Here is a 17,749-nt window from a genome sequence, read left to right on the forward strand (position 1 = left end):
ATGTCCGTCACCCTCGATTCCCGTCTCGACGGCGTGATCGGGGGCAAGGCCGCGACGACCCTGCAGCGGGCGTTCGGGATGCGGACGGTGGGCGATCTGCTGACGCACTACCCGCGTCGGTACGCGAAGCACGGTGAGCTCACCCCCATCGATTCGTTGACGGTCGACGAGCAGGTCACGATCGTGGCGCAGGTCAAGAGCGTCACCGACCGGAGGATGAAGAACCGACGAGGCTCGATCCTCGAGGTCGTGATCACCGACGGCCGCGGCGACCTCGTGCTCACCTTCTTCAATCAGTCGTGGCGGCAGGACCAGCTCAAGGTCGGCCGGCGAGGCACTTTCTCGGGCAAGGTCGGCGAGTACCGCCGTCAGATGCAGCTCGCGCATCCGGACTATCAGCTCTTCGAAGACGAGAGCGTGGCGTTGATGAACGCACAGGCGTACGCCTCGCAGCCCATACCGATCTACCCGGCGACCGCATCGCTGTCGAGCTGGAAGATCGGTGAGCTGATCTCCCACACGCTCGATCTGCTCGCACCTCTCGATGATCCGATCCCGGACGACATCCGCGCTCGCGAGGGGCTGTTGAGCTTCCGCGAAGCGCTGGAGCGCGTGCATCGGCCGGACTTCGACGATGCCGTCGACCAGGCGGTTCACACTCTGCGCTGGCAGGAGGCGCTCGTCCTGCAGACCGCTCTGCTGCAGCAGCGCCAGCTCGTCCGTGCGCTGTCGGCGGAGCCTCGCCCGGCCGGCTCTCTCCTGGAGCGCTTCGACGCCGCGCTGCCGTTCGACCGCACGCCCGACCAGGTGTCGGTCGGCGACGCGATCGCCGCCGATCTCGTCGGCCCCTGGCCCATGAACCGCCTCGTGCAAGGCGAGGTGGGCTCCGGTAAGACGCTCGTGGCTCTGCGTGCCATGCTCCAGGTGGCCCAGAGCGGTGGGCAGTCGGCGTTGATCGCACCGACGGAGGTGCTCGCCGCACAGCATCTGCGCTCACTCACGAAGATGCTCGGTCCCACCCTCGCTCCCGAGCTCATGCCGACGCTGCTCACCGGTCAGATGGGCGCCGCCGAACGGCGCAAGGCGGCGCTGCGGGTCGCCGCCGGACAGGCGCTCATCGTCGTCGGCACGCACGCGCTGCTCAGCGACAAGACGACCTTCGCCGACCTCGCCCTCGTCGTCGTGGACGAGCAGCACCGCTTCGGCGTCGAGCAGCGCGAGACGCTGCGCGCCAAAGGCACGAGTCCGCACGCGCTCGTGCTCACGGCGACGCCTATCCCGCGAACCGTGGCGATGACCGTGTTCGGCGACCTCGACGTCTCCACGATCCGCACGATGCCTGCCGGCCGGGCCGGCATCCAATCGTTCGTCGCGCCCGTGGGCGAGAAGCCCGCCTGGTTCGAACGTGTCTGGATGCGCGCCGCGGAGGAAGTGGAGAAGGGCTATCAGGTCTTCGTGGTGTGTCCGGCCATCGACGTCGAGCCCGAGACCGCGATCGCCGAAGCCGGGCAGGAGCCCTCGGCCACGATCGACGATCTCCCCGACGACGCGGGTGCCGCCCGTCCACGGTGGGGCGTCGTGCAGGTCGTCGGGCTTCTCGCCGAGCATCCCCGGTTCGCCGACAAGCGCATCGCGCTGCTGCACGGCAAGCTCCCCTCCGACGAGAAGGACGCGGTCATGCGCGCGTTCGCCGCGGGCGACATCGACGTGCTGGTGGCGACCACCGTCGTCGAGGTCGGTGTCGATGTGCCCAACGCGTCGACGATGATCATCCTCGACGCGGACCGCTTCGGCGTGTCTCAGCTGCATCAGCTCCGCGGACGCGTCGGACGCGGTTCGGTGCCCGGGCTCTGCCTGCTCGTGACGGACGCGCCGCCGCGCACATCCGCTCGCACGCGCGTGGAGGCGGTCGCGGCGACGCTCGACGGCTTCGAGCTCGCCGAGGTGGACCTCCAGTTACGGGGCGAGGGCAACGTGCTCGGAGCAGCGCAGTCGGGAGCACGCTCGTCTCTGCGGATGCTGCGCGTCGTCACGGACGCCGATCTCATCGCGCGTGCGCGCAGCGACGGCGAGGTGATCCTGGTCGACGACCCCGCGCTGCTGCGGCATCCCGGACTCGCGGGTGCGATCGAGCGTCGGCTGGATGCGGACGAGCGGGCGGCGCTGGGAAAGAACTGACGGCTTCGCGGTGCGTTCCTCTCCTGCCGAAGGCGCCCCGCTAGGGTGAGAGGGTGAGCAACCGGATCGCCGTCGTCCCCGGCTCCTTCGACCCGCCCACCCTCGGTCACCTCGACGTCATCCGTCGGGCCGCGGGTCTGTACGACGAGGTCCACGTGCTCGTCGTGCACAATCCGGGCAAGGAGGCGATGCTCCCCATCGCTCAGCGTGTCTCCCTACTGGAGCAGTCGATCCGCGAGGACGGCTTCCCGGCCGAGCACGTGACGGTGGCGTCATGGAGCGTCGGCCTGCTGGTCGACTACGCGACGGAGGTCGGTGCCGGTGTGCTCGTCAAGGGCATCCGCTCGCAGGTGGACGTCGCCTACGAGACGCCGATGGCGATCGTGAACCGCCATCTCGCAGGGGTCGAGACGGTGTTCCTGCTGCCCGACCCCTCGCACGCACTCGTGTCGAGCTCGCTCGTGCGACAGGTCGCCTCTCTCGGCGGTGACGTCTCGCCGTACGTTCCGCCGGTCGTCTCGCGATTCCTTGATACGGGCGGGCGCGGCATCTGAACCGGCCCCGCCTCGCGTCGGCGGGCTAGACTCTCCGGGTGAGAAATCGTCGACCCGGCCCCTTCAGCATCGGTGTGCGTGACATCGTCAATCGCCCCGGTGAGATGCGCGAGGTGTCCTTCGACGTTCCCGCGCCCGACAAATGGGGCGAAGGACTCGTCTCCGTCGCACAGGGCGAGGAGGTGCACATCGAGGCTCGCCTGGAGTCCGTCCACGAGGGCATCCTCGTCACCGGGGACGTCGAGGCCGAGTACACGGGCGTGTGCGGACGATGCCTCATCGACATCGCCGCGCCTGTCGAAGTCGAGTTCCAGGAGCTTTTCGCGTATCCTGGTTCGGAAGCGTCCGACTTCGAAGTTCAAGACGACCACGTGGATCTTGAAAATCTGGTCAGGGATGGCGTCGTCCTGTCGCTTCCGTTCCAGCCGGTGTGCCGGCCGGATTGCCCAGGTCTCGACCCCGAGACCGGTGAGCGTCTGGCAGACCACCCCGCGCAGGCACCGCGCGAAGCCCTCGATCCTCGCTGGGCAGCGCTTGCGGACCTGGTAGCGGAACCGGCCACGGAGCCCGGCGACGCAGGACAAAGCACACAGACCTCGTAGAAAGAGAAGACCATGGCAGGTAACCCCCCGAAGCGCAAGGTTTCGCGCTCCAACACCCGTTCGCGCCGCGCGCAGTGGAAGGCCGAGGCTCCCGCCCTCGTCAAGACCATCGAGAACGGCAAGGTCGTCTACAGCCGCCCGCACCAGGCGAAGGTCGTCACCGACTCGCAGGGTACCGAGCTGTTCCTCGAGTACAAGGGCCGCAAGGTCGCTGACGTCTGAGCCGCGTTCCGTGACGGACGCAGCTGCGGATCTCTCCGCACTTTCCGAGAAGCTCGGGGTCGATATCGACCCCGAGCTTCTTGCGCTGGCGCTGACGCATCGCTCGTACGCGTACGAGCACGGCCAGATTCCGCACAACGAGCGGCTCGAGTTCCTTGGCGACTCGGTGCTCGGACAGGCTGTGACGGTCAAGCTCTACCGCTCGCATCCCGAACTCGACGAGGGTTCGTTGGCCAAGCGGCGAGCGAGTGTCGTGTCCACGGTGGCCCTCGCAGAGGTCGCCCGTTCGATCGGTCTGGGCACGTACATCCGCCTCGGCCGCGGCGAGCAGCTGACTCGAGGCGACGACAAGGACTCGATCCTCGCCGACACGACCGAGGCGATCATCGGCGCGACCTACCTCTCCGCCGGATCGGATGCGGCGACCGCACTCGTACTGCGCCTCATCGAGCCACTGCTGGCGGACCCGGAGCGGTACGACGCCGCGGTCGACCCGAAGACCGCGCTGCAGGAGCTCGCTGCACGACTGGGGCTGCCTGCGCCCGTCTACCGGGTGGACTCGACCGGTCCCGACCACGCCCGTGTCTTCGAGGGCGCGGTGACCGTGGGTGATCTCAGCACGACGGGCTCGGGGACGAGCAAGAAACAGGCCGAGATGGCGGCTGCCCTGACGGCGTGGCGCACCCTCAGCGGGCGCGACTGAGGTGCCCGAGCTCCCCGAGGTCGAAGTGGTGCGCGCGGGTCTCGCCCCCGCCGTCGACGGTGCGTTCGTGAACGGTGTCGAGGTGCTCGACGAGCGCGCGCTGACCCGTCATCCCGGCGACGGAGCGCACTTCGAGGCCCAGCTCGCGGGTCGCACGTTCGGCGTACCCGCGCGCCGGGGCAAGTTCCTTTGGATCCCGCTGGCGGATGCGGGGGAGCAGGCCGTCGTCGCGCACCTCGGAATGAGCGGCCAGATGCTCCTGCGCGAGCCGGGGGCGCCGCGCGAGCGTCACGAGCGCGTGCGGTTCGACATCCGGCATCCGCACCACGGCGAGCTGGCCGTGGTCTTCGCCGACCAGCGCACGTTCGGCTCCCTCGCCGTCGACCGCCTCGTGCCCACCCCTGACGGTGCGGCGGGAGGGTACGGGACCGATCGCGCGAGCGTCCCGACGCAGGTGGCGCACATCGCGCGCGACCCGCTCGACCCGGCGTTCGACGATACGGATTTCCGTCGGCTCATCGCGCGGAAGCGGTCGGGCGTGAAGCGTGTCCTGCTCGATCAGGGTGTCGTGAGCGGCATCGGCAACATCTACGCCGACGAGGCGCTGTGGGCTGCCCGCATCCATCCCGAGACCGTGGCGGCGACACTGAGCACCCGAGCCGTCAACCGCCTCCTCGCGGAGGTGCGGGTGGTTCTGCAGAAGGCACTCGCGGAGGGCGGGACGAGCTTCGACGCCCAGTACGTCAACGTCAACGGACAGGCCGGGTACTTCGCGCACTCGCTGAACGCCTACGGGCGCACCGGCGAGTCCTGCGCCCGCTGCGGTCACGCGATCGTGCGCGTCGCCTTCACGAACCGTTCGAGCCACTACTGCCCGCACTGCCAGCGACCGCGCTGACCTTCCTTCGACCCACCGCGCGTGCCGTATGCTCCGGCGCGGCCCTGAGAGACTCGCCGGTTCGGAGCGCGAGGGCGGCACTCCGAACCGGCGAGTCCTGCGTGACTTCACCCATCACGAGAGCACGCGCTTCCACACGCCCTCGTAGCTGACCGGCTCGAAGCCGATGGCCTCGTTGATGTCGAGCATCGGCCGGTTCTCCTCCGCGTTGTATGTCACGACGCGCGTTGAGGTGGGGGCGACTCGCGGCCACGCGAGCAGCCCCTCGGCCTTCACGAGCATTCCGAGCCGGTGTCCGCGATGCGTCGAGAGCACGAGGGTGTCGTACTGGTGCGACGCGATCTCCGGGTCGACCCCGAGCACGAGCTCGTTGAACGCGCACAGCTCGCCGGTGGCGATGTGCTGCGCAGCGGTCACGAGCATCCGGCGTCCGCCGTCGAGGATATCTGCGTCCCACGTGCGTACACGCGCGGCGTCCCAGGTCTCCTCGTCCACCACCAGATCCGCGGAGGGGGCGTCCGTCGACATGCGCGACTTCATCCAGGCGTAGCCCTCGACATACTCGTCGGGCGTGGGGGTCTCCCACTGCACGACGCGGTAGCCGGCGGCTGCGGCGCGCGCCTCGGCGGCGTGCTGCTCCAGGGCCGCCCGGCTGTTCTCGAGGGTGAAGGCGCTCTTTCGCACGATCTGCTCCAGCGTGTATCCGTGCCGCAGCAGGAAACGCGCCGGATGATCGAGTGGCACCGTGCCGAAGCCGGTCGGGGGCGTCAGATGTTCGCCGTCGGCGGCGGGATGCTCGACCCAGCTCTGCATGACGCTGCGGCCGTGCGCGCGGGCGGTCTCCTCGAGGAGCGCATGCGCACGCTCGCCGATTCCCTGACCCCAGGCGTCGCGTCGGAGCTCGATGAAGACGTACGCCGTCCGGGACCCGCCTTCCTGCGGCAGGTCCATGCCCATACGCCCGACGGGCTCGTCCTCGACGAGCACGAGCCAGTGAAGGCGCCGTTCATGTGCATCGGAGCGCGCGAAGGGGGCGAGCTCGCCGGCCGTCATCCGGTCGTCGTCCGTGCCGGAGATCTCGCGATAGACCTCGTTGCGGACGGCGGCGAGCCGGTGGAAGTCCCGGGCTCCGGGCCCGTCGAGGTCCGTAGGGACGTCGACGGGCCGCAGCTCGAGCGTGGTGAGGGTGTTCATGATGGTGCTCCGTAGGTCATTCGTGTCGATCATCGGATCGTGGGCTGGGCTCCCGTGCGCACGACAGCGAGGTCGTACGCACGGCGGACGTCCTGCGCGAGGAGCGCCCGGGCGTTGGCCTCGGGGGAGACACGTCGCCGAGAGCGGTCACGTCCCCAGAGCAGCAGCCGGAGTCCGACGTGCATCGCGATGCGGTCGATGAGGGTGGGCCGTGCCACGGGCGACGGCGGGTGGGTGGGAAGCGACGCCCGGATGGGGGCGTCCTGAGTGATATTCACGATGGTTCTCCGAGTGAGAGCGGGCAGGATGCGGCCGCCGGACGGGGCCGCAGTGCGGTCGGAAAGGGCCGACCACGTGCGTGGGCACGGGCGGCGGAGGAACGAACGGCTCAGCGTGCGATCGACTCCGCACGGAGGCCTGCCCGGTGATGGGCAGACTGATCCCCGGCGAGGGTCAACGAGCGGTGTGCGTGCGACCGTTCTGGAACACACCGACGGAGCGGATCGCATCGACGGCGCACGTGTTCGGCGCGGTGGTGACAAGCAGACGAGTCATCTTGCGATCTCCTTTCTCAACGTCGGTTGGCAGATCAGGACGCTAGCGTGTCTGAGAGACAGCTGTCAACATCCCGGGCGTGTCGCGCTCCGTCCCTGCGTCGCTGCCAGGGCGGAGAGGACCGCTCCGGTAACGTCGTGAGAAGCCCGACGACCGGAGGACCCGTATGCACCTGAAGAGCGTGACGCTCAAAGGGTTCAAGTCGTTCGCGCAGCCCGCGACCTTCGCCCTCGAACCCGGTGTCACCGCGATCGTGGGACCGAACGGATCCGGCAAGTCCAACGTCGTCGACGCCCTCGCCTGGGTGATGGGCGAGCAGGGCGCGAAGACCCTCCGTGGCGGGAAGATGGAGGACGTCATCTTCGCCGGCACGTCCACCCGCGGACCGCTCGGTCGTGCCGAGGTGCAGCTCACGATAGACAACGCCGACGGGGCGCTGCCGATCGAGTACGCCGAGGTGACGATCAGCAGGACGCTGTTTCGCAACGGCGCCAGCGAGTACGCGATCAACGGGCAGTCCTGCAGGCTCCTCGACGTGCAAGAGCTGCTCAGCGACTCCGGACTCGGCCGGGAGATGCACGTCATCGTCGGGCAGGGGCGCCTCGACACCGTGCTGCAGGCGAGCCCCGAAGACCGTCGCGGCTTCATCGAGGAAGCGGCCGGCATCCTGAAGCACCGCCGCCGCAAAGAGAAGACCCTTCGCAAGCTCGAGGCCATGGAGGCGAACCTCACCCGCCTCAGCGATCTCGCCGGTGAGCTGCGCCGTCAGCTCAAACCGCTCGGACGCCAGGCCGACATCGCACGTGAGGCTGCGACGATCGCCGCGGTCGTGCGCGATGCGCGGGCTCGGCTGCTCGCGGATGAGCTGGTCGCTCTGCAGGCGGAGCTCGCCGACTTCGCGCGCAACGAACAGGACCGCCGAGCGGAACGTACCCTCCTCCAGGATCGCGCCGACCAGGTCAAGGCTCGTGTCGCAGCGCTGGAGGCCCAGGAACGCTCCGAAGCGGTGGATGCGGCGCGCCGTGTGGCCTTTGGACTCGAACAGGTTCAGGAGCGACTGCGCGGCCTGTACACGCTCGCGGGGCAACGGTTGAGCCTGCTCTCCGAGGACGAGGACTCGCTCGCGCCCGCACCGACGGTGTCACAGGCTGCCATCGACGAGGCGCGCGAAGAGCTCGACACCATCACGACAGGCGTCGGCGAGGCCGAGGACACCGCGGCCGCGGCCGCGCGCGACGTGACCCGCGCGCGCGCCGAACTGGACGCGCTGGACGCCGACATCGCCGCGCAGAGCGCCCTCGTCTCCGAGCACGACATGCGCCTCACGGCCCTGCGCGGCACGGCGGAAGCCGCGGAATCGGCGCTCGCGGCCGTTCGCGCCGCCGTCGAGCGTCAGCAGAAGGCGCTGGACGCTGCCCTCGCCCGTCGGGCCGAGGCGGAGGAGGAGCTCGCCAGCGCCGACCCGGATCTGGTTCCGGAGACGTCGTCTGCAGAGCACGCCGCCGCGTATGAGCAGGCGCAGCGACACGCTGCCGATGCCGAGACCGGCGTGGCCGGCATCCGAGAACGTCTGCACGCCACCGAACGCGAGGTCGACGCGCTCTCCGCGCAGGTCAAGACCCTCGGACGTGCGCTGGACGTGCGCACCGGCGCATCCGAGCTCATCGCTGCGGGCGGCAACGGAGTCCGCGGACTCGTCGGAGACGCGGTTCAGGTGACCTCCGGCTACGAGGCCGCCATCGCGGCCGCTCTGGGCGCCGTCGCCGAGGGTGTGCTCGTCGACAGCGAGGCGGATGCGGTGGATGCCGCGGCGGTCGCGCGCAGCGGCGACTTCGGCGTCGTCGACATCGTGATCGCTGAGGTGTCGGCCGCCCCTGCCGAGCTCCCCGACATCGAGGGCGCGGTGCGGGCGACCGATGTCGTGAACGCTCCGGCGGGCGTCGCGGGACTTCTTGCGCGCGTCGTGATCGCCGCGGACCTCCCCGCCGCGCAGCGTGTCCTCGCCTCGGCCCCCGACCTCACCGTCGTCACCCGCACGGGCGAGATCGTCACGCGCTTCTCGGTGCGCGCCGGCAGCGGCCAGGGACGCTCCCGGCTCGAGCTCGCGGCCGAGCGCGATACCGCTGCGGAGCGACTCGGTGAGCTGCAGGTCGTCGCCGACTCCCTGCGCGAAGCCCTCTCCGATCAGACACGTGCCCTCCAGGAGGCGCGCGCCCGCACCAAGCACACCCTCGACGCGCTGCGCTCGCACGACGCCGCACTCGCGGCGCACGCCGAGAAGGTCAACCGGGCGACGGTCCGCCACGAAGCCGCGGTGGCGGAGTGCGAGCGGCTCACGCAGACGCTGCGCCAGGCGCAGGCGGCGGTCGCCGAGGCCGAGGACTCGGCACGTGTCGCGGCTGACCGGTTGGCGTCCGCGCAGGAGGCGCCGCGCCCGATCCTGGACGCGTCGGCCCGCGACGGCATGCTCGCCGCACTCGACGCCGCGCGCGACGGCGAGATGCGCGCCCGCTTGGAGGTGGAGACTCTTCGCGAGCGGATCCGGGCGGGTGAGGCTCGCATCGCCCAGCTCGAGCGTCAACGCGAACGCGAGCGGGCGGCCGCCGAGGAAGCGGCCCGCCGTGCGGTGATCCGTCGGCGCCAGCGCGACATCGCCGCATCCGTCGCAGCTCAGTTGCCGGCGCTGCTGGATTCGGTCGACCGCTCGGTGTCGCAGGCGCGTGTGGAACTCGCCGCGGCGGAGTCCGCGCGCACGGCCGTCACGGCGGAGCTCTCCGAGGCGCGACGCGAGGAGGCCGCGCTGCGCGAACGACTGAGCGGACTCACCGAGAGTGTGCACGGACTCGAGCTGCGCATTCACGAGAAGAAGCTCCATGTGGCCTCGCTGCGCGAGCGGGTGCAGAGCGAGCTCGGTCTGGACGAGAACATTCTCATAGCGGAATATGGGCCCGATCAGCCCATCCCGGACGACTCCGTCGAACCGAGCGATGACGGGGAGCAACCCACGATCGCCTTCGATCGCGGACAGCAGCGCAAGCGACTCCAGGAAGCGGAGCGCAAGCTCGCGCAGCTCGGACGCGTCAACCCGCTCGCGCTGGAGGAGTTCGCAGCCCTCGAGCAGCGTCACACCTTCCTCACGGAGCAGCTCGCCGATCTGACGCAGACACGCAAGGACCTCCTCACGATCATCGAGGAGCTCGATGATCGGATGCGGTCGATCTTCCTCGAGGCGTTCGAAGACACCCGCGTGGCTTTCACCGAGGTGTTCCCGCTGCTGTTCCCCGGTGGCACCGGCAGCATCGCGCTGACGGATCCCGACAACCCCCTCACGACCGGAATCGACGTCTCGGTGCGCCCGGTCGGCAAGAAGGTGGAGCGGCTGTCCCTGCTCTCCGGCGGTGAGCGCTCGCTCGCAGCGGTCGCGCTGCTGGTCGCGATCTTCAAGGCGCGCCCGAGCCCCTTCTACATCCTCGACGAGGTCGAGGCGGCGCTCGACGACGCCAACCTCGGGCGCCTCCTGACGGTGTTCGAGCAGCTGCGCGCCTCCAGCCAGCTGATCGTGATCACGCACCAGAAGCGGACGATGGAGATCGCCGACGCGCTTTACGGCGTCTCCATGCGTCAGGACGGCGTCTCGGCCGTCGTGGGCCAGCGGGTCCGCGAGCGCGAATCCGCGTGAGCCCGGCCGCGTAGGCTGGAGTCATGGCCGAGAGATCGTGGTCGCTGGGGCGTGCCCTGCGAGGGATGTTCGTCAAGCCCGTCATCGACGAGAGCACGTGGGAGGACCTCGAGACCGCTCTGCTCACAGCCGACTTCGGCCCCGACGTGACCGAGCGACTCATCGACGAGCTGCGCGAGAAGGTCGATCGGTACCGCACCACGGACCCGAAGGATCTCCAGCGGATGTTGCGCGAGACCCTCGAGGAGCACTTCGCGAAGTTCGACTCCACGCTCCGACTTACCGAGCGCCCGGCCGTCGTGCTCGTCGTCGGTGTCAACGGCGTCGGTAAGACGACCACCATCGGAAAGTTCGCGAACTTCCTGCGCCGCTACGACCGCTCGGTCGTGGTGGGCGCCGCCGACACCTTCCGGGCTGCTGCCGTCGACCAGCTGGCGACCTGGGCCGAGCGCGGGGGAGCATCGATCGTCCGCCCGCAGCAGGAGGGGCAGGATCCCGCATCCGTCGCCTTCCAGACCGTGGCCCACGCGATCGAGACGGGTACCGAGATCGTCCTCGTCGACACCGCCGGGCGCCTGCATACCAAGGGCGGACTCATGGACGAGCTGGGCAAGATCAAGCGCGTCATCGAGAAGCAGGCGCCGATCAGCGAGGTGCTGCTCGTGCTCGATGCGACGACGGGCCAGAACGGTCTGATGCAGGCAGAGGCGTTCCTCGAGCAGGCCGGCGTCACCGGGCTCGTGCTCACCAAGCTCGACGGTTCGGCCAAGGGCGGATTCGTGCTGGCCGTGCAGGAGCGCACCGGCATCCCCGTCAAGCTGCTCGGCCAGGGCGAGGGTATCGGCGACCTCACCGGATTCACGCCCCACGTCTTCGTGGAGCAGCTCGTCTCCTGAGCCGCGCGCCGGACTACCGCCTGGCGGGTCGGGCTGGTTTCATTGACTCATGGCGATCGAGCACGACTTCTTCGGACTTCTGGAATCCGGACCGGACGGGTCCATCTTCTGGTCCGAGAACGTCGAGTTCGGTGACCAGAGCGTCACGGTCGATCTGACGGCTCCCGATCAGGAGGACGTCTCCGTCGCGGCGCTGGATGTGGCCGCCTCACTGATCTCGTCGCTCGAGCAGCTCGACCTGCTGGCGCGCAACGCCATGATCGGTGAGCTCGACGACCGCACCAGTGAGGTGACGGAGTACATCCTGCAGCAGCAGGACACCTTCGGCGAGGACATCACCGATCTTCTCGTGGACATCTCCGGCGATGTGCACGTCGACGTCATCCGATCGCTCCAGCTCACCAGCATGACGATCCTCGCCGACGAGCACGGCGGTTCGGATCCGTTCGCCGTCCTGGAGTATGCGCTGGACGCCGACGCGACAGACGACGTGCTGCTGGTGAACCTCGACTCGGACGGCGCGGTGATCTCGGTCACGAGCGCTGACTGAGCTCACTCCTGCGGCGCGCCGGACGCGGCCGAGATCAACTCGCGCGTGAAGGGGTGCCGCGCGCCGGTGAAGACCGCTTCCGTCGGGCCCTCCTCGACGACGTGACCGGCGCTCATCACGAGCACGCGATCGCTGACGCGCCGGACGACGGCGAGGTCGTGGGAGATGAAGACGACGGCGGCCCCGGTCGTCGACGGCAGTGTCAGGATGAGCTCGAGGATGCCGGCCTGTGTGGCCACATCCAGAGCTGACACCGGCTCGTCGCACACCAGGATGTCGGGGGACGCGGCGAGGGCGCGCGCGATGGCGACCCGCTGGCGTTGTCCGCCGGACAGCGTCGCCGGGCGTCGACCGAGGAGCGCGGGCGCCAGCTCCACCAGTTCGAGGAGCGCTCGAGGACCGGGCGACGACGGGGCGGAGGACGCCCTCAGGATGCGTTCCACGCTCCAGCGAGGATCGAAGCTGCCCAAGGGGTCCTGCGGAACGAGGCGGATGCGGGGCGCGGGCGTTCCGAGCGCGATCATGCCGGTGTCCGGATGCTCGGCGCCGACCAGCAGACGGGCCAGGGTCGTCTTCCCCGAGCCGGAGGCACCGACCACGCCGACGACCTCGCCCGCGCGGACGCGGAGGTCGACCTCCCTGAGGGCGGTCACCGAGCGGTACGCGCGGCCGAGGCCTTCCGCGCTCAGGAGCAGGCGGCCCGCCGGCTGCGCGGCGACCGACTTCGGTCCGCGCGGCGCCGCGGCGAGCAGCGCGCGAGTCGCCTCGTGGCGCGGCGCGGAGAGCACCTGAGCCGTCCGGCCCGTCTCCACGATCACGCCGCGCTCCAGAACGGCCACACGGTCGGCGACACGCGCGACGGCTGCGAGGTCGTGGCTGATCAGCAGGACGGCCCGGCCCTCGTCGCGGATGCGGGCCAGCAGATCCAGCACGTGCACCGCCACGGTGGCGTCCAGAGCGGTGGTCGGCTCGTCGGCGATGAGGATGTTCGCGCCGCCCACCAGCGCGGACGCGATGAGGGTGCGCTGCCGCATCCCGCCGGACAGCTCCCCGGAACGCCGTGCCAGGAGCGTCTCCGGGTCCGGGAGTCCGGCCTCCTCGAGGGCCTGCACGACGCGCTCGCGTCGGAGGGCCCGGGGAACGCGGCGCAGCGCGAGCGTCTCGCCGACCTCGGCCTCGATCGTTCGGAGCGGGTCGAGGGACTGGAGCGCGTCCTGCAGCACGAGCGCGACGTCGCGCCCCCGCATCCGTCGCCACTCCCGCCGTCCCGCACGTTTTGCATCGTGCCCCGCGACCTCGAAGTGCGCCGCGGCGACCGAGGTCCCGCTCTGCTCCTGCGTGAAACCCAGGAGCGTGCGCGCGAGAACGGACTTGCCCGCGCCGGAGGAGCCGACGATTGCGACGATCTCGCCCGGGGCGACGTCGAGGTCGATGCCCTTCAGCACGTCGCCGGTTCCTGGGAGGACGACGCGCAACCCCCGCACGTGCAGGCCGCTCACGCGCGCACCCCGCCGGCCAGGCGCCGCCCGACCGCGGTCAGCACGGCGGCCGTGGCGACGATCGCGAGCCCGGGGAAGACCGTCAGCCACCAGGCGCTGCCGATGTAGACGCGCCCGGCGTTGAGCATCGCGCCCCATTCCGGCGAGGGCGGCAGCGCGCCGAGTCCCAGGAAGCTGAGCGCGGAGACCCACACGATCGCCTGGCCGACGCCGAGGGTGGCGACCGAGACGAGCGGCCAGAGGGCGTTGGGGGCGATGTGTCGTAGGAGGATGCGGAACCACCCGACATCTTCGAGGCGCGCGTACTCGACGTATCCGCTGCGCGCGACCTGACGCACCTGCGTGCGCAGCATCCGCGCGTAGCCCGGTGTGGTCGCGAGTCCGATCGCCACCACCGACGCCGTCGTCCCCGGGCCCGCCACAGCCACGAGCAGCAGGGCCATGACGAGCGTCGGGAGTGCGAAGAGCACCTCGATCATCCGCGACAGCGCCGCATCCAGCCACCGTGGTCCGAGGCCCGCGGTGAAGCCCAGCACGAGGCCGGCCCCGACGCCGATGGCCGTCGCGGCGGCGCCGACACCGGCGGATGCAGCGGCGCCGTGGACGACGCGCGTGTACAGATCGCGCCCCGACTCGTCCGTCCCGAACAGATGTGCAGAACTCGGCGGCTGGAACGCTTCGGCCGGGGCGATCGCGAGCGGATCGCCCGGAGCCAGGAGACCCGGCCAGACGATCGCCACGATCAGGATGCCGAGGCCGATCAGAGCCGCGACGCCTGCCGCGCCCCAGGCGTACGCGAACGCTCTCACGACGCCTGGCCGTGCGCGGACCGAGGTGTCGGCGCTCATGCGCCGACGGCCACGGTCGGGGCGCGAAGCGCCCGTGGGCGGCGACCGCGCAGGCGGGGATCGACGAGAAGCTCCGCCGCATCCGTCAGCACGACCACGACGACGTAGATGAGCGCGACGACGACCACGGCTCCGATCACGAGTGGGACGTCGCGGGCGGTGGCCGCATCGATCAGCAGGCGCCCGAGACCGGGGCGTGCGAAGAGTGCCTCGACCACCACGGCGCCGGACAGGAGGCTGCCGTAGGCCCAGCCCGAGAGCGCCAGCGCGGGAAGCGCGGCGTGTCGCAGCGTGTGCCGCAGCAGCACCCGCACCTCGGACGCGCCTCGGCTGCGGGCCGTCGTCGCGAAGGGAGCGGCGTCGGCGCTGGCGAGTGAGTCGCGCATGACCTGCGCGAGGAATCCCGCGATCGGTACGGCGAGGGTGACGACCGGGAGTACGAGGCCGGCGGGATCGGCCCCGACGCTCGTGGCGGGCAGCACGCGCCACGTCGCCGCGAACAGCAGGATCAGCACCGCGCCGAGCCAGAACTGCGGCATCACCGTGGCGACCGTCTCGATGGAGCGCAGGACGGTGGATACGACCCGCGCCGTCCGGCCGCGCACCACCGTCACGATGACGGCCCCGATCAGTGCCAGCACCCAAGCGACCACGAGGGCGAGGGTCGCCAGCAGGAGGGTCGAGGGCAGTTGCGCGGCGATGAGCTCGGCGACGGGCTGCTTCCTGGCGTACGAGTCACCCAGCTGGAGGGTCGCGATGCGGCCCAGCTGCAGCAGGTACTGCACGATCAGCGGCTGGTCGAGCGCGTACGTGCGGGTGGCCGACTCCACCGTCTCCGGCCCCGCCTGAGAGCCCGGGCCGCCGAGGATCGCCTCGAGGGGGTCGCCGGAGGCGCGCAGCGCGAAGAACACCACGGTGGCGACGAGCCACACCACCAGCAGCGCCGATCCGACGCGCGCCGCCACCCAGCGAAGCACCCGCACCGAGCGCTCAGCCGTTCAGGCGCGCGTCGATGAAGGTCGGCGTCGCCACCGTTCCCAGCGTCGTGACCCCGCTCGCCCCGCGTACCAGGAAGTGGTTCTGCTGGTCGTAGAGGGGGAGGATGGCGTAGCTGTCGAGGATGATGTGCTGCGCCTGGGCGTACAGGTCGGCGCGCTGCTGCTCATCGGATGCGGCCGACGCCTGATCGAGCAGTGCGTCCAGCTCCGGGTCCGACAGCTGCGCGTGGTTGGCGAAGTAGCCGCTGGGCGCGGGAACGATGCCGTCGGAGTCGTACAGGATGCGCAGGACGTCGGGGCCGACCTTCGTGTACGGAGCACTGACCGCCTCGTACTCCTTCGCGCCGAGCGCGGCGTACCAGCCGGAGAGGTCCAACGGCGTGATCTGGACGTCGAAGCCGACCGCGCCGGCGTTCGCCTGGATCTGCTCGAAGAGGGACTGCTCCGCCGCCACGGACTGGTTGGTGCTGACGGGGAAGCGCACGCTCAGGCGTGCTCCGTCCTTCACACGGATGCCGTCCGCATCCCGTGCGGTCCAGCCGGCCTCGTCGAGCAGCTCTTCGGCGCGCGCGGTGTCGGTCGTGAACAGCGACTCGTCACCGATGGCGACCGGCTCCGTGCTCGCGAGCGGCGAGAAGGAGCGCGTCACCGTGCCCTGGTAGAGCGCCGTGATGCCGGGGCCCGGATCCGCGGCCCGGATGAAGGCCTCGCGGACGCGGATGTCGTCGAAGGGTGCCTGGCCGGTGTTCAGCTCGATGCGGTTCACGGAGCCGGGCCGGGGTGCGTCGATGTGGGTCGTGTCGGTGGAGTTCTCCGCCGCGACGATCGCGTCCGGCTGCGGGTTGTCGATGACCTGCACCTCGCCCGACAGCAGGGCGGCCTGCCGCGTCGCCGCGTCCGGGATGAAGCGCCACTCGATCGCGTCGAGGTAGGCGGGGCCGTCGTGCTGCGCCTCGGGGCCGGGGGAGGCGTAGTCCTCGTTGCGCACGAGGTGCACCGATTCCTGCGGCGTCCAGGAGTCGACGACGAAGGGGCCCGTGCCGATGGGAGCCTTGCAGTTCTCCTCCTGCCCGCGGGCGATCCCGGCAGGGGATTCGATCGCGGTCCACTGCTGACTGAGCGACTCCAGCAGGGCGGAGTCGGGGGCGGAGAGGTGGAAGCGGGCGTGCGTCGCGTCTACGACTTCCACCTCGGTGACCTTGGCGACCGCGAGGTAGCCGGTGCTGGACGCCGTGTCGGGGTCCTTCAGGTGCTCGATGTTGGTCTTGACCGCGGCCGCGTCGACGGGCGTGCCGTCGGTGAAGGTCAGGCCGTCGCGGAGGGTGAAGTCCCACGTCAGACCATCGTCGCTGACCTGCCACGACTCGGCGAGCCACGGCGTGATCGTGCCGTCGGCGTCTCGGCCGACGAGCGGTTCCAGGTACTGCGTCGAGATGAGCGCCTGCGGGTAGTTGCCGCCGACGTGGGGGTCGAGGCACGTCGGCTCGGCGTCGCCGGTCGCGTACACCAGGGTTCCGCCGTCGCGCGGGGTGTCGGCGGTGCCGCCCGCCGCGCACGCCGTGAGGGCGAGGGCGGCGGCGAGTCCCGCCGCCGCGGCGGCGGCGCGACGGGGGCGAAGAGATGCGGAGATCATAGGGAGGCCTTCGGCGAGGTGGGACGCACGCATGCGTGCGGACGGACTTGCTGTATCCGGTCCAAGAATGCAGCCTACCGCGGTTCGTGGGTGCGGCTCCGCCGCGACCGGACGCGGGGTGCTGGTTAAGCTGCACGGGTGACTGACGCGCCGCGCATGGGACGGCCTCGGGCGAGTTCGCCCGAGACGATCGCGGAGGCCGCATGCGAGTTGTTCTTCGAGCAGGGGTACGACGGCACCTCGATCGGCGACATCACTCGCCGCGCCGGCGTCGCGCGCGCCAGTTTCTTCAACTACTTCCGCGCGAAGAGCGACGTGCTGTGGGCGGGGTTCGATGCGCGGCTGGCGACGGCATTCTCAGCGATGGCTGCGGGCGTTCCCGTCGCCGATGCACTCGCTCGCATCGGCCGCGACCTCGCGCCCGACACGCTCGCCCTCGCGATCACCAACGCGGACGCCATGGGACTCGGCGAGGAACTCGAGAGGCAGCGCGCCGAACGGCTGGCGCTGCTCCAGCGTGAGATCGCCCGTCGTCTCACCGATGCCCCCGGCGACGCTCTGCGCGCGCAGATCCGCGCCGCGGCATACGGGGCGGGGGTGCTCGGTGCGGTCTGGATGTGGGCGGAGCGCGGTGCCTCGTCGGTGTCCTTGGAAGGACTCCTGCAGCACGCATTGTCGCTCTGCGAACCCTCCGGAGCGTCCGGCGACTCATCCGCCGCCACGCTCGCGTAAAATCGACG

The 17,749-nt window shown here is 70.3% G+C and carries 16 protein-coding genes; 10 read left to right on the plus strand and 6 right to left on the minus strand.

Annotated features, from left to right (window positions below; translation table 11 throughout):
* From LXM64_RS07485 to mutM, 6 genes are all read left to right on the plus strand, one after another.
* The gene (locus tag LXM64_RS07485) at positions 1-2,178 is read left to right on the plus strand and encodes an ATP-dependent DNA helicase RecG (RefSeq protein ID WP_234075288.1); all 2,178 of its coding nucleotides are present in this window, start codon (positions 1-3) and stop codon (positions 2,176-2,178) included.
* Between the two features lie 53 nt (positions 2,179-2,231).
* Positions 2,232-2,732, plus strand: coding sequence for a pantetheine-phosphate adenylyltransferase (coaD, locus tag LXM64_RS07490; protein ID WP_137417165.1), 501 nt, complete (start codon positions 2,232-2,234; stop codon positions 2,730-2,732).
* A 104-nt stretch (positions 2,733-2,836) separates the two neighbouring features.
* Positions 2,837-3,334, plus strand: coding sequence for a YceD family protein (locus LXM64_RS07495; protein ID WP_234075422.1), 498 nt, complete (start codon positions 2,837-2,839; stop codon positions 3,332-3,334).
* A gap of 12 nt (positions 3,335-3,346) precedes the next feature.
* Positions 3,347-3,556 carry a 50S ribosomal protein L32 gene (gene rpmF / locus LXM64_RS07500; protein ID WP_013586329.1) on the plus strand — a complete coding sequence of 70 codons (210 nt, stop codon included), beginning with the start codon at positions 3,347-3,349 and terminating at the stop codon, positions 3,554-3,556.
* Between the two features lie 10 nt (positions 3,557-3,566).
* Positions 3,567-4,259 carry a ribonuclease III gene (gene rnc / locus LXM64_RS07505; RefSeq protein WP_234075289.1) on the plus strand — a complete coding sequence of 231 codons (693 nt, stop codon included), beginning with the start codon at positions 3,567-3,569 and terminating at the stop codon, positions 4,257-4,259.
* 1 nt (position 4,260) lies between these two features.
* Positions 4,261-5,157, plus strand: a complete 897-nt coding sequence (gene mutM, locus LXM64_RS07510) for a bifunctional DNA-formamidopyrimidine glycosylase/DNA-(apurinic or apyrimidinic site) lyase (RefSeq protein ID WP_234075290.1) — start codon at positions 4,261-4,263, stop codon at positions 5,155-5,157.
* Positions 5,158-5,271: 114 nt separating this feature from the next.
* On the opposite strand, the gene LXM64_RS07515 is transcribed toward mutM, so the two are convergent.
* Both LXM64_RS07515 and LXM64_RS07520 read right to left on the minus strand, forming a co-directional pair.
* Positions 5,272-6,351 (minus strand): GNAT family N-acetyltransferase, encoded by a 1,080-nt coding sequence (locus LXM64_RS07515; protein ID WP_234075291.1) that lies wholly within the window; start codon positions 6,349-6,351, stop codon positions 5,272-5,274.
* Between the two features lie 29 nt (positions 6,352-6,380).
* Complete coding sequence (locus LXM64_RS07520) at positions 6,381-6,629, minus strand: hypothetical protein (protein WP_234075292.1); 249 nt, start codon at positions 6,627-6,629, stop codon at positions 6,381-6,383.
* Positions 6,630-7,072: 443 nt separating this feature from the next.
* Between LXM64_RS07520 and smc the strand changes: the two genes are divergently transcribed.
* The 3 genes from smc to LXM64_RS07535 are packed head-to-tail and all read left to right on the plus strand — an operon-like array spanning position 7,073 to position 12,031.
* Positions 7,073-10,585 (plus strand): chromosome segregation protein SMC, encoded by a 3,513-nt coding sequence (gene smc, locus LXM64_RS07525; RefSeq protein ID WP_234075293.1) that lies wholly within the window; start codon positions 7,073-7,075, stop codon positions 10,583-10,585.
* Between the two features lie 23 nt (positions 10,586-10,608).
* Positions 10,609-11,481: a signal recognition particle-docking protein FtsY gene (gene ftsY / locus LXM64_RS07530; protein WP_234075294.1), complete on the plus strand. Its 873-nt coding sequence runs from the start codon at positions 10,609-10,611 to the stop codon at positions 11,479-11,481.
* Positions 11,482-11,530: 49 nt separating this feature from the next.
* Positions 11,531-12,031: a DUF2004 domain-containing protein gene (locus tag LXM64_RS07535; protein ID WP_234075295.1), complete on the plus strand. Its 501-nt coding sequence runs from the start codon at positions 11,531-11,533 to the stop codon at positions 12,029-12,031.
* A gap of 2 nt (positions 12,032-12,033) precedes the next feature.
* Here LXM64_RS07535 and LXM64_RS07540 read toward each other — a convergent pair whose 3' ends face one another.
* From LXM64_RS07540 to LXM64_RS07555, 4 genes are read right to left on the minus strand one after another with little or no spacing between them, the layout of a single operon-like run.
* Positions 12,034-13,530: an ATP-binding cassette domain-containing protein gene (locus LXM64_RS07540; RefSeq protein WP_234075296.1), complete on the minus strand. Its 1,497-nt coding sequence runs from the start codon at positions 13,528-13,530 to the stop codon at positions 12,034-12,036.
* A complete protein-coding gene (locus tag LXM64_RS07545; protein ID WP_234075297.1) occupies positions 13,527-14,378 on the minus strand; it encodes an ABC transporter permease in 852 nt (283 codons plus the stop codon). The genes LXM64_RS07540 and LXM64_RS07545 overlap by 4 nt, the downstream gene beginning before the upstream one ends.
* Positions 14,375-15,361: an ABC transporter permease gene (locus LXM64_RS07550; protein WP_234075298.1), complete on the minus strand. Its 987-nt coding sequence runs from the start codon at positions 15,359-15,361 to the stop codon at positions 14,375-14,377. The genes LXM64_RS07545 and LXM64_RS07550 overlap by 4 nt, the downstream gene beginning before the upstream one ends.
* 7 nt (positions 15,362-15,368) lie before the next feature.
* Positions 15,369-17,009 carry an ABC transporter substrate-binding protein gene (locus LXM64_RS07555; RefSeq protein WP_234075299.1) on the minus strand — a complete coding sequence of 547 codons (1,641 nt, stop codon included), beginning with the start codon at positions 17,007-17,009 and terminating at the stop codon, positions 15,369-15,371.
* A gap of 138 nt (positions 17,010-17,147) precedes the next feature.
* On the opposite strand from LXM64_RS07555, the gene LXM64_RS07560 reads away from it, so the two are divergent.
* Positions 17,148-17,741 carry a TetR/AcrR family transcriptional regulator gene (locus LXM64_RS07560; RefSeq protein WP_234075300.1) on the plus strand — a complete coding sequence of 198 codons (594 nt, stop codon included), beginning with the start codon at positions 17,148-17,150 and terminating at the stop codon, positions 17,739-17,741.
* Positions 17,742-17,749 lie beyond the last annotated feature (8 nt).

Source organism: Microbacterium binotii, from assembly GCF_021398715.1.
In the GTDB taxonomy this organism is placed as follows: Bacteria; Actinomycetota; Actinomycetes; order Actinomycetales; family Microbacteriaceae; genus Microbacterium; species Microbacterium binotii_A.